Here is a 9,980-nt window from a genome sequence, read left to right as displayed (position 1 = left end):
ATCATCATAGGGATTATACAAAAAAAGCGACCAGATTACTAGTCGCTGTGTACTTTGATACGATTCATCGCCCGCACCAGGGCCAACTGTGAACGTTTCATATTCGTGGCACTGTCTTTCTTGTCGATTCTTTCCCGAGCGCGTTTGTAAGCCCGTTTGGCTCGTTCGATATCGATATCGCCTTTTCCTTCGATCGCATCGGTCAGGATCAAAGCCTTATTGTCTTCCAAATGCAGAAAACCGCCAGCCAGGGCATATTCCAGTTTCTGCTCGTTCTGATCTTTTAAAGTCAGTCGGCAAGGAACCAGGGCGGCAAAGATCGGCATATGATTGCTTAACAATGTCATTTCACCGTTAACACTGGTCACATGGATGCTCTGGACATCTTTTTGTGTATACTGCCCCAACGGAGTTACGATTCTTAAAGAAATCATAGTTATTCACCAGTCAGTTCTTTGGCTTTTTCGATCGCTTCTTCAATCGTTCCCACAAACATGAAGGCCTGTTCTGGAAGATCGTCAAACTCTCCATTCAAGATGCGCTCAAAAGAACGGATCGTATCTTCAAGCGGTACATATTTTCCCGGAATGCCGGAGAACACTTCCGCCACGTTGAAAGGCTGGGATAAAAAGTTTCGAACACGACGGGCGCGGTTGACGATCTTTTTATCATCTTCGCTTAATTCATCCATTCCTAAGATCGCAATGATATCCTGAAGTTCCTTATAACGCTGAAGAATGCTCTGAACGCCCCGCGCTACATCATAGTGTCTTTGTCCCACGACCAATGGATCCAGGATCCGGGAATTGGATTCCAGAGGATCTACGGCCGGATAGATACCCAATGCGGCGATATCACGGTCCAGTACCGTTTTCGCATCCAGATGTGTAAAGGCCGTTGCCGGCGCCGGATCGGTCAAATCATCGGCAGGAACATAGATGGCCTGCACCGAAGTGATCGAGCCTTCATTGGTCGATGTGATTCGTTCCTGCAGCTGACCCATTTCCGTAGCCAGGGTCGGCTGATATCCTACGGCGCTAGGCACGCGTCCAAGCAAGGCGCTTACTTCTGAACCGGCCTGCGTAAAACGGAAAATGTTGTCGATAAAGAGTAAAACATCCTGATGATCTTTATCACGGAAATGTTCGGCCATTGTAAGACCGGTCAGCCCCACTCGCATTCGGGCACCCGGACTTTCATTCATCTGACCATAGACCAGAACCGTTTTATCCAAGACCCCGCTGTCTTTCATTTCATGATACATATCATTTCCTTCACGGGTTCTTTCTCCAACACCGACCACAACGGATTTTCCACCGTGTTCTTTGGCGATGTTGTGGATCAACTCCTGGATCAATACCGTTTTGCCGACACCGGCACCCCCAAAGAGACCGATCTTTCCTCCCTTGGCATACGGGCACAGCAAGTCAATGACCTTGATTCCCGTTTCCAAAGGAACGCTTTCCGTACTTTGTTCATCAAAAGCCGGTGCACTTCTATGGATCGGTTCATATTCGACATCTTCCATTGGACCCAGACCGTCAATGGGCCGGCCCAATACGTTAAACATGCGTCCTAAGATCTTATCTCCTACAGGAGCCTGGATCGGCTTGCCTGTATCAATGGCATCCATTCCTCTTACCAGTCCATCGGTGCTTCCCATCGCAATACAGCGTACACGGTCCGCTCCGATTCCCTGTTCCACCTCGACAATCAGACTTTCCTGATTGTCTCGTTTGATTTCTATTGCGGTCAAAAGGTCAGGCAAATGATCCTCATCGAAACAGATATCGACGACCGGACCAATGATCTGTACTACTTTTCCAATATTTTCTGACATCTTTTACCTCCTAAACCAGCGCATTGGCGCCGCCTACGATTTCTGTGATTTCCTGCGTAATGGCGGCCTGACGTGCCTGGTTAAACGCTAATTCCAGAGCTTCCTGAAGTTCGTTGGCATTATCCGTGGCACTTTCCATGGCCATGCGGCGGGAAGCCTGTTCACTGGTCTTACTTTCCAAGAATTTCGAATATAAGACCGATTTGGCAGCCATAGGGATCACGTTCTCCAACATTTCTTCTTTTCCCGGTTCAAATATCGTTTCCGATCTTAATTTATGTTCTTTTTCTTCTTTTTTAGAGACCGGAAGAATCGTCTCCAGTTCCGGAATAAAAGTCAATGTATTCTTATAATGTGTATAAAGGATCTGAATACTGGAGATCTTTCTATTCTCATAAAGTTCCAAAGCTTCTTCCATGCACTGAGACAAAGCCCCGTAAACAATATCTTCATTGAGATCGCTCAGTTCCTTATGCACCGTATAGTCTCGGCTTTTGATCCAGTTGATCCCTCGGGAACCCACCATGACAATGAGATCCTCCTTGTTCAGATGCGTCTGGATCATTTTGAAAAGATTCGCGTTATAGCCTCCGCACAATCCCATATCACTGGTGATCACAAAAACATAATTGGTTTTTTCTTTTTCGGCATTCAAATAGATCGATTTCTCATCGGCAGAACGCAGCACCAAAGTTAAAAGCTCCTGTAAAGCCAAAGCGTATTCCCGGTTTTCTTCCATCGCCTGTTTTTGTCTGGTAAGCTTGCTGGAAGCGACCAGCTGCATGGCCTTCGTGATTTTTTTCGTGGAATCCACCGATTTTATCCGCGCTTGAATTGCCTGTCTACTCTGTGCCATACACTAAGCTCCCACAGTCAGTGAAAACTCTTTTGCGTAGGCATCCAAGGCTGTTTTGATCTGCGCTTCCAGATCTTGATCCAATGCCTTTTTCGTTTCGATCTGGTCAAGAATATACGGATATTCCCGATTGATATATGCCAGTAAACCGGCTTCAAAAGCCTGCACTTTATCCACTGGAACGTCTTTTAAGTATTTATGTTTGGCCGCAAACAAAGAAACGACCTGTTCGCTGACACGCAAAGGCGCGTATTGTTTCTGAATCAAAAGCTGTGTCAGACGAGCCCCGTGATTGAGCACTTCCTTAGTTGCCGGATCCAGATCCGAACCAAATTTAGAGAAAGCTTCCATCTCACGGAACTGAGCCAGTTCAAGCTTTAAGGATCCCGAAACCTGTTTCATCGCTTTGATTTGAGCCGCCGATCCTACACGGCTTACAGAGAAACCAGAATCCACACTTGGACGCACCCCCTGATTGAACATATCGGTCTTCAGGAAGATCTGTCCGTCGGTGATCGAAATGACATTGGTTGGAATATAGGCAGAAATATCGCCAGCCTGGGTTTCAATGATCGGCAAGGCCGTCAAAGATCCATTTCCATAGTCTTCATTCAAACGAGCCGCTCTTTCCAATAAGCGGGAATGCAGATAGAAAACATCGCCTGGGTAGGCTTCCCGTCCCGGAGGCCTTCTTAACAGCAGCGACATGGTACGATAGGCAACGGCGTGTTTTGACAAATCGTCATAAACGATCAAAACATCTTCCCCATTTTCCATCCATTCTTCCCCCATGGCACATCCGGCATAAGGCGCCAGATACTGTAAAGGGGCCGGTTCGCTGGCCGTTGAAACAACGATCGTCGTATAGTCCATGGCGTGATGTTGTTTCAGCTTTTCAACGATCTGCGCCACGGTACTGGCTTTCTGGCCGATGGCCACGTAGATACATTTCACATTCTGACCTTTTTGATTGATGATCGTATCAATGGCAATCGCCGTCTTTCCCGTCTGACGATCTCCAATAATCAGCTCACGCTGACCGCGACCAATCGGAATCATAGAATCAATGATCTTTAAACCGGTCTGTAAAGGAACCGAAACGCTTTTACGCGTCATAACGCCGGGAGCCACGCGTTCTACCGGGCGGGTTTTTGAAGATTCAATCTCCCCCTTGCCGTCGATAGGCTGACCCAGGGCATTGACAACACGTCCCACTAAGGCATCCCCTACGGGAACTTCTACGATATGACTGGTCCGTTTGACCAGGTCCCCTTCTTTGATATCGTTATTTTCCCCCATTAAAACGACACCCACTTGTTCATCTTCCAAGTTCATGACCATGCCGTATACATCATGAGGAAACAGTAACAACTCTGACATCATCGCATTGCGAAGTCCGTAAACCGTTGCGATCCCGTCCCCAATACTGAGAACCGTTCCGCTTTCGTTCATTTCTAGATCCTGGTCGATATTTTGAATTTGTGCTTTGATCAATTGAGAGATCTGCGCTGGATTTAAACTCATAGTATCACCTTTCTAGTTCTTTATTTTTTCTTTTATCGCTTCCAAGCGCGATAAAACGGTATTGTCTAAGACAAGATCACCAGCCTGTACCCGAAGTCCGGCAATCAGTTCCGGTTCGATCTTGACAGACAAAGTGACTTCCTTGTTCAGCTTTTTTTCCAGCATCTTCTTTAGAGATGCTTCCTGTGCCGGATCCAATACACAGGCACTTTTCACAAGGACATTTTGAATATCGTGATCTTCCTGATAACACGTTTCAAAAGCTTCGGTAATCTTTGCCAAAGCCTGGATCACACCATGCTCATTGAACACCAGCAGCGTCTGCATCAGGATGGGATCCAGTTCCTTTTCAAACAAAGAAAGAAGCCATTCCTTCTTTGTAGCTTTCGCGATCTTAGGATGGGATAAGGCAAGGACAAATTCTTTTTCCTCTTTCCATATTTGCGAAAGTTCTCTTAAACTTTTTAAAAACTCTTCTTCCTTCTTTGTCTCTTTGGCAATCTCATAGACAGCCTGCGCATAAGGCATCCATTCTTCTACCATTTGGAATTCCCTGCCTCATCGATAAATTCATCAATGTATTCTTTTTGAAGAGATGGATCCATCTCTTTTTTAAGAAGTTTCCGGGAAACTTCCAAAGCCACAGAACCGATTGCTTCCTTCATATCCTTTTGCGCATTGAGCTTATCTTTTTCAATGTCTTCCTGTGCCTGTTTTTTCAGACGGGCTACTTCATCCTGTGTTTTCTCCAATATCTGCTGCTTTTCCTGAACGGCACTGGCCCTTGCCGATTCCAAGATCGCATGAGCCTCTTTGCCGGCATTCTTCATTTTTTCATCGTACTGTTCTTTGATATTCTGCGCTTCTTGTTTCAATTGAACCGAAGAATCAATGTTTCCCTGGATCAAATCCTGACGCTTTTGAATGTAGGCTAAAAGCTTATCCCAGAAAAACTTCTTTGCGATCAAAACGATCAAAAACGTAGAAATACAGACAAGAACGACATCCGTTAAAGAAATCCGCAGATAGTTATCAATATTGAAACCATCCATACTGTATCACCGTATCAAATTAACCTTTGATAAAGATCAATAAGATCGCAATGACCAGAGAGTAGATCCCTGTTGTTTCGGCCAGGGCGATACCCAATACCATGATGGACTGGATCTTACTGGCAGCTTCTGGATTGCGGCCCACACTTTCCGCCCCTTTACCAGCGGCAATACCCTGACCGATCCCCTGACCAAGTCCAGCAACCATCGCAATACCAGCACCTAATAAAGCCATACCCTGTACAAAAAATTCATTAAATTCCATTTTATTTTCCTCCTTTTTATTCTTCTTCAGAAACCTGCTGTCCTAAAAAGAACGAAGCCAGGGTGAAGAAGATGTATGTTTGAATCACTCCGGAAAAGATATCAAAGTACATATGCAGGAACGGCGTAACCGCAAATCCCAGCACGCCCCAAGGCATCAATGCCTTCAATAAGGTATATACAAGCATCGTAATGATACTTCCGGCCAAAATGTTTCCGAACAGACGCATTGTCAAAGAAATCGGCAATGCCAGCTCGCCTATAATATTCAACGGTGTCAACAGCACCATCGGTTCTGTCAGTTCTTTTACCCGCGCCAGCAGTCCGCCTTTTTTGATGGCGTTGCCCTGGATCATCAGCCACATCGTGATGGCCAGTGTCGCATTAAAGCTGACGTTGCTGGTCGGGTTTTGCAGTCCAACCAGCCCAATCAGATTGGAAACGAGCATCATTAAGATCAGCGTTCCAAACAAAGGAATGTATTTTTTGGTGGTTTCCTTGAGATTGGTCTTGATCACAAACAGCACAAGATTCAGCGCTTCCTCGCAAACGTACACGATTCCTTTGGAAGCTTTGGCTGGATCGGCTTTTTCAATTTTCTTACCGGCAACGATAAAGAAAACCGCAAAGACGAGACAAAGCGCCAGCCATACACAAATCGACTGTTGGATCTGCAGAGTATAAGAACCAATATGAATTTCTAATGCACTGACATCATGCATCGTGATCCATCCTTCCTAATTGGAGCGCATAAACCAGAATGGCCAGTTTGTGACATAAAAAACCCGCAAGAAGGGCAATCACCGAGAAGCCAAAATAGGCCGCTGCTCCAAAAAAACAAATATAAAGAAGATAACGGGACAGATACGCTCTGGTTCCTTTTTGTTTTTCCAGTTTGTCGTCATCTCCCATTGTCACCGTCATTCGGACGATCATGGCATATCCGATCAAGGCGATCACCAGGCCCAGTACAACGGCTATGGCAATCTTTAGATCTTTAAACAGGAGCCCCGCAATAAGTGCGGCAAGAACGCCCAGAACAACCGACAAGATTTCAATTTTTTTATTCATCAACTGTAATTCATTCATGTTCTTTTGTCCTATGTATCAGCAAATAGATCGATCCAAAGACACTGTAGGCTACACCGATCAAAATAAATATCGGGGTGGTCTTCAAAAACCGGTCCAGCTGATATCCTATAAAAACGCTGACTAAGATATTTACAAGCAAGACGCCTGAAAAAGTGAGCGGCTTCATTTTACTTCGTACCAAAGATACGATCGCCAGCATCTCCTAGTCCAGGTACGATATACCCGTTTTCATTCAAATGATCATCCAGGCTGGCCAGATAAATATCCACATCCGGATGATGTTCTTCCACAGCCTTTACGCCTTCAGGCGCTCCGACCAGGCAAACCAGCTTAATGTCTTTGGCTCCCTGTTTCTTTACCATATCGATTGCGGCAATACTGGAGCCACCCGTGGCAAGCATTGGATCTACGATCAAAACGTAGGCATCTTCCATGCAGCTAGGATACTTTTCAAAATACGGATGCGGTTCCAGTGTTTCTTCATCCCGATACATTCCGATATGCGCCACTTTGGCAATAGGAATCAGATTCTGGATCCCGTTGACAACACCCAGTCCGGCTCTAAGAATCGGCACAATGACAACTTCTTTTGCCAGTGCACTTCCCTTATACGGGCATAACGGCGTTTCAATATCCACTTCTTTCAAAGGAAGATCGCGCGTGATCTCATAGACCATCAATCCTCCAATTTCATCAAGATTCTGCCGGAAATCCTTGGTTCCCGTTTCTTTGTTTCTCATCACTGTCAGCTTATGCTTGATCAGCGGATGATCAAATACTGTCAACATACTCTCACCTCGTTTCAGTGATTATATCATTTTCTGACCATAAAATGAAACGATTCCCTCTTTTTTTCGTTATCCTTTTCTAAATAAAAAAGCTTCGGAAATTTCCAAAGCTATAAGGTTATGATTTTAAACTGATCCGCTGCCAGAATGTTCAGCTTCGAACTGGACAACCGTTTCTTATTCAACGTATCGTATAACACATCCAGAGCCATTTGTGGAAGGTTAGCTTCCTCAGAAAGATGTGCCAGAACGATGTTTTTGGTCTTCGTATTGATCAGATCCGATAAATGCATGCTCGAGTCTTCATTGGATAAATGTCCAGAATCTGACAAGATCCGCTGTTTGACAAACATCGGCCGCGATGTCTGCATCAGCATCTGCAGATCGTGGTTACTTTCAAAAATATAGTGATCGGCATTGGTCAACAAATGTTTTTCATGATTGGGAAGATATCCGGTATCGGTAATATAGACAAGTTTTTCTTTGTCATCTTCCAATACATACCCCACGGTGTGCGGTGCATCATGGCTTAAGCCGATGACCGTGATGCACAGATCTTTGATCACAAATTTCTCCAAAGGACAAACACAATGATGGTCTCTTACATCCAGGTCACAATAGCTGTAAACAGGAAGTGCATCAAAATGTTTTAACTGCGAGATATGATCGGTATGACCATGAGTCACCAGCAACGCGTCCAGATCGTCCACTTTTTGATGCACACTGTGCAAACTGGACATCAAATAGCGTTTGGTGGAACCGCAGTCGATCAAAATCGAAGTGTTGTGACTTCGAATCAGGCAGCTGTTGCCCTTCGAGCCGGAACAAAGAAGATCAATTTTCATAAATGTCTCCATTCTGACTAGAAAAATTGGTAAATCGGGAGATGTTCTTTTCAAACACAAGTTTGATCTTTCCCGTCGATCCGTTTCGATGCTTCGCCAAAGACAGATCGACAATAGAAGGGTCATCTTGTTTCTGTTCGCCTTCCTGGTCTTTTTTATAGTAATCTTCACGATAAATGAACATAACGATGTCGGCATCCTGTTCGATCGATCCCGATTCACGAAGGTCACTCAACTGCGGTTCGTGGTCGTTTCTTTCTTCCACCTTACGTGCCAGCTGCGATAAGGCAATCACCGGACAATCCAGTTCTTTGGCCAGGATCTTCAAATTTCGTGAAATATCCGATACTTCCTGCTGACGCGAATCCGAACGCGTTCCTGTAATCAGCTGCAGGTAATCAATCACGACCAAAGAAAGTTTATCGTATTCCGTCTTTAATTTACGGCATTTGGAAAAGATCTGTGAAACTTTGATGGAACTGGTATCATCGATAAAGATATTTCTTTCTCCCAGCTGACTGCCGCTGAAATTCAAACGTGACATCTCGGCATCGGTCAGCTTGCCGTCGCGAAGTTTATTCGCCGGCACCTGAGACTCGGAACTCAAAAGACGCTTCATCAAGGAATCCGCCGGCATTTCCAGAGAAAAGATGGCCACGGCCCCTTCGTTGAGCTTGGCCACTTCATTGGCAAAGTTCAAGGCCAGTGCACTTTTCCCCATGGCCGGACGGGCAGCCAGGATGATCAGATCCCCTCTTTGAAAACCGTTGGTGATATGATCCAGTTCGGTATATCCGGTACGAATACCGGTCACTCCTTTTTGGTTGCGAAGTTCCACCAGCTGTTCCATGACCCGGTTCACGATCGATTGACTGGATTCAAATTCCGTTCCCCGGCGATAGCGCGTTACATCCATGATCTCTCGTTCCGCCTGATCCAGTACGGTATCGATATCTTCTCCAAGATCATACGACTCAGAACTGATGCGTTCAGCCGCAAAGATCAGCTGACGAAGCTGAGAAGTATTTTTGATCGACTCGATATAATGCCGCGTATTGGCGGAGCTAACAGCACTGTCCGCCAGACGAATGATATAGTCCAGCCCGCCGGCGGCGTCCAGTTCTTCCTTGTCCTGAAGACGGGTGATCACCAGATTCAGATCGATTCGCTGTCCCGACTTCTGGATCTGCTGCATGCATTCAAACAAACGCTGATGGCCAGGCAGATAAAACTCGCCAGGCTGAAGGTCCATATCCATGCATTCCTGCATCACCGTGGGATAGATCATCAGCGAACCTAAAAGAGCCTGCTCCAGGGTCTGGGCATTTGGCAATTCTCTAGCCATGATCAGCCTTTCTGTGAGACGTGAACATGAATCGTTCCCATCACTTGTCCTTTATACAGATCCACTTTGACATTGGTGGTTCCCAGATTGGATACGGGAACATCCAAATGGATCTTGCGTTTATCAACTTCGATTCCTTTTTCCTGAAGGGCCTGGTGAATCTGTTTGGTCGAAATCGAACCAAACACCTGTCCTTCCTTTCCGGCACTCAAAGAAAATTCCAGTTTCATGGTATCGAGTTTCTTTTTGATTTCTTCCGCTTCTTTTTTTAACTTTGCCTCGTGTTCTTCCTTGATTGCAAGCTGTTCATTGAGCACCTTGCTGCTGCCTTTGGTATAGGCAACCGCTAATTTTCTTTTAATGAGATAGTTTCT

14 protein-coding genes are annotated in these 9,980 nt (G+C 45.5%); all 14 read right to left on the bottom strand.

Going from position 1 to position 9,980, the window contains the following annotated elements; all coding sequences use genetic code 11:
• Positions 1-38: 38 nt before the first annotated feature.
• On the bottom strand, positions 39-434 hold the full coding sequence (atpC, locus tag Q0K03_RS05870; protein ID WP_297238702.1) for an ATP synthase F1 subunit epsilon: 396 nt from the start codon (positions 432-434) through the stop codon (positions 39-41).
• Positions 435-436: 2 nt separating this feature from the next.
• The gene (atpD, locus tag Q0K03_RS05865) at positions 437-1,840 is read right to left on the bottom strand and encodes a F0F1 ATP synthase subunit beta (protein WP_297238700.1); all 1,404 of its coding nucleotides are present in this window, start codon (positions 1,838-1,840) and stop codon (positions 437-439) included.
• 10 nt (positions 1,841-1,850) lie between these two features.
• Positions 1,851-2,696 (bottom strand): ATP synthase F1 subunit gamma, encoded by an 846-nt coding sequence (gene atpG / locus Q0K03_RS05860; RefSeq protein ID WP_297238698.1) that lies wholly within the window; start codon positions 2,694-2,696, stop codon positions 1,851-1,853.
• A 3-nt stretch (positions 2,697-2,699) separates the two neighbouring features.
• Positions 2,700-4,220, bottom strand: coding sequence for a F0F1 ATP synthase subunit alpha (atpA, locus tag Q0K03_RS05855; protein WP_297238696.1), 1,521 nt, complete (start codon positions 4,218-4,220; stop codon positions 2,700-2,702).
• 12 nt (positions 4,221-4,232) lie between these two features.
• Positions 4,233-4,763, bottom strand: coding sequence for an ATP synthase F1 subunit delta (gene atpH, locus Q0K03_RS05850; RefSeq protein ID WP_297238694.1), 531 nt, complete (start codon positions 4,761-4,763; stop codon positions 4,233-4,235).
• Positions 4,757-5,272 (bottom strand): F0F1 ATP synthase subunit B, encoded by a 516-nt coding sequence (gene atpF, locus Q0K03_RS05845; RefSeq protein ID WP_297238692.1) that lies wholly within the window; start codon positions 5,270-5,272, stop codon positions 4,757-4,759. The genes atpH and atpF overlap by 7 nt, the downstream gene beginning before the upstream one ends.
• Before the next feature lie 19 nt (positions 5,273-5,291).
• Positions 5,292-5,537, bottom strand: coding sequence for an ATP synthase F0 subunit C (gene atpE / locus Q0K03_RS05840; protein ID WP_117445278.1), 246 nt, complete (start codon positions 5,535-5,537; stop codon positions 5,292-5,294).
• 16 nt (positions 5,538-5,553) lie between these two features.
• The gene (gene atpB / locus Q0K03_RS05835; protein ID WP_297238689.1) at positions 5,554-6,258 is read right to left on the bottom strand and encodes a F0F1 ATP synthase subunit A; all 705 of its coding nucleotides are present in this window, start codon (positions 6,256-6,258) and stop codon (positions 5,554-5,556) included.
• Positions 6,251-6,625, bottom strand: coding sequence for an ATP synthase subunit I (locus Q0K03_RS05830; RefSeq protein ID WP_297238687.1), 375 nt, complete (start codon positions 6,623-6,625; stop codon positions 6,251-6,253). Before Q0K03_RS05830 ends, atpB begins: the two co-directional genes overlap by 8 nt.
• Positions 6,618-6,794 (bottom strand): AtpZ/AtpI family protein, encoded by a 177-nt coding sequence (locus Q0K03_RS05825; protein WP_297238686.1) that lies wholly within the window; start codon positions 6,792-6,794, stop codon positions 6,618-6,620. Before Q0K03_RS05825 ends, Q0K03_RS05830 begins: the two co-directional genes overlap by 8 nt.
• A 1-nt stretch (position 6,795) precedes the next feature.
• Positions 6,796-7,416 carry a uracil phosphoribosyltransferase gene (gene upp / locus Q0K03_RS05820; protein WP_297238684.1) on the bottom strand — a complete coding sequence of 207 codons (621 nt, stop codon included), beginning with the start codon at positions 7,414-7,416 and terminating at the stop codon, positions 6,796-6,798.
• A gap of 110 nt (positions 7,417-7,526) precedes the next feature.
• Positions 7,527-8,261, bottom strand: coding sequence for an MBL fold metallo-hydrolase (locus Q0K03_RS05815; RefSeq protein WP_297238682.1), 735 nt, complete (start codon positions 8,259-8,261; stop codon positions 7,527-7,529).
• Entirely contained in the window at positions 8,251-9,606 is a 1,356-nt protein-coding gene (gene dnaB, locus Q0K03_RS05810; RefSeq protein ID WP_297238681.1) for a replicative DNA helicase, read from the bottom strand. The genes Q0K03_RS05815 and dnaB overlap by 11 nt, the downstream gene beginning before the upstream one ends.
• A gap of 2 nt (positions 9,607-9,608) precedes the next feature.
• On the bottom strand, positions 9,609-9,980 hold a 372-nt coding region (gene rplI, locus Q0K03_RS05805; RefSeq protein ID WP_297238679.1), incomplete at its 5' end, for a 50S ribosomal protein L9.

The sequence above is a fragment of the uncultured Faecalicoccus sp. genome (assembly GCF_944327125.1).
Classification (GTDB): Bacteria; Bacillota_I; Bacilli_A; order Erysipelotrichales; family Erysipelotrichaceae; genus Faecalicoccus.
This window is presented reverse-complemented; position numbering and strand designations above follow the sequence as displayed.

Coding starts and splice junctions, on each gene's coding strand:
- atpC (WP_297238702.1), bottom strand. CDS start 434: ATGATTTCTTTAAGAATCGTAACTCCGTTGGGGCAGTATACACAAAAA.
- atpD (WP_297238700.1), bottom strand. CDS start 1,840: ATGTCAGAAAATATTGGAAAAGTAGTACAGATCATTGGTCCGGTCGTC.
- atpG (WP_297238698.1), bottom strand. CDS start 2,696: ATGGCACAGAGTAGACAGGCAATTCAAGCGCGGATAAAATCGGTGGAT.
- atpA (WP_297238696.1), bottom strand. CDS start 4,220: ATGAGTTTAAATCCAGCGCAGATCTCTCAATTGATCAAAGCACAAATT.
- atpH (WP_297238694.1), bottom strand. CDS start 4,763: ATGGTAGAAGAATGGATGCCTTATGCGCAGGCTGTCTATGAGATTGCC.
- atpF (WP_297238692.1), bottom strand. CDS start 5,272: ATGGATGGTTTCAATATTGATAACTATCTGCGGATTTCTTTAACGGAT.
- atpE (WP_117445278.1), bottom strand. CDS start 5,537: ATGGAATTTAATGAATTTTTTGTACAGGGTATGGCTTTATTAGGTGCT.
- atpB (WP_297238689.1), bottom strand. CDS start 6,258: ATGCATGATGTCAGTGCATTAGAAATTCATATTGGTTCTTATACTCTG.
- Q0K03_RS05830 (WP_297238687.1), bottom strand. CDS start 6,625: ATGAATGAATTACAGTTGATGAATAAAAAAATTGAAATCTTGTCGGTT.
- Q0K03_RS05825 (WP_297238686.1), bottom strand. CDS start 6,794: ATGAAGCCGCTCACTTTTTCAGGCGTCTTGCTTGTAAATATCTTAGTC.
- upp (WP_297238684.1), bottom strand. CDS start 7,416: ATGTTGACAGTATTTGATCATCCGCTGATCAAGCATAAGCTGACAGTG.
- Q0K03_RS05815 (WP_297238682.1), bottom strand. CDS start 8,261: ATGAAAATTGATCTTCTTTGTTCCGGCTCGAAGGGCAACAGCTGCCTG.
- dnaB (WP_297238681.1), bottom strand. CDS start 9,606: ATGGCTAGAGAATTGCCAAATGCCCAGACCCTGGAGCAGGCTCTTTTA.